This window comes from Micromonospora sp. DT68, assembly GCF_049847245.1.
Taxonomy (GTDB): domain Bacteria; phylum Actinomycetota; class Actinomycetes; order Mycobacteriales; family Micromonosporaceae; genus Micromonospora; species Micromonospora profundi.
Genome location: NZ_JBNCNZ010000052.1, coordinates 387 through 1072, shown reverse-complemented (window position 1 = coordinate 1072; position 686 = coordinate 387). Strand labels below are relative to the sequence as shown.

Annotated in this window: 1 protein-coding gene; it reads right to left on the bottom strand. The window is 59.9% G+C overall.

Annotation, left to right across the window (positions count from 1 at the left end; genetic code table 11):
- A partial coding sequence (locus tag ACPXB1_RS30575; RefSeq protein ID WP_425736168.1) for an FG-GAP-like repeat-containing protein occupies positions 1–671 on the bottom strand: 671 nt, incomplete at its 3' end.
- Positions 672–686 lie beyond the last annotated feature (15 nt).

The window sequence follows — 686 nt, the reverse complement described above, 5'->3', positions numbered from 1 at the left end:
TACCAGCGGCCGAGGACCAGGCGGCTGTCGACCGGTCCGAGTGAGTACTGACCCGAGGTGTACCACTCCCCATGGGTCCAAGCGTTCTTCCACACGTGGTACGTGAAATCACCAGCCGCGTTCTGATACGCCGCCACGATGTCGTCCTTACCGTCACCGTTCACGTCACCAGCCGCGACCCGATCCTCCACCTGCGACATCGTCCAACTACCAGACTCATAATCACTAGCACGCTCAAACGACGAACCCGACGACGTCCACCGCCAAATCGTCATCGTCCGATCACCGTCATCACGCATCAACGCCGGCTCAGCCTTACCATCACCATTCCAGTCACCCACCACCAACCGGCCACCCACCGGGTCCAAATTAAACGGACCCGACGAATACCACCGCTCGTGCGACAGGCCACCCTTCCACACCCGGTAACTGAACGAACCATCCGACTCCTGATACGTCGCGACGATGTCGTCCTTACCATCACCGTTCACATCACCGGCCGCCACCCGATCACCGACCCGCGACATCGTCCAACCACCAGACTCATAATCACTAGCACGCTCAAACGACGAACCCGACGACAACCACCGCCAAATCGTCATCGTCCCGTCACCGTCATCACGCATCAACGCCGGCTCAGCCTTACCATCACCATTCCAGTCACCCACCACCAACCGGCCACCCAC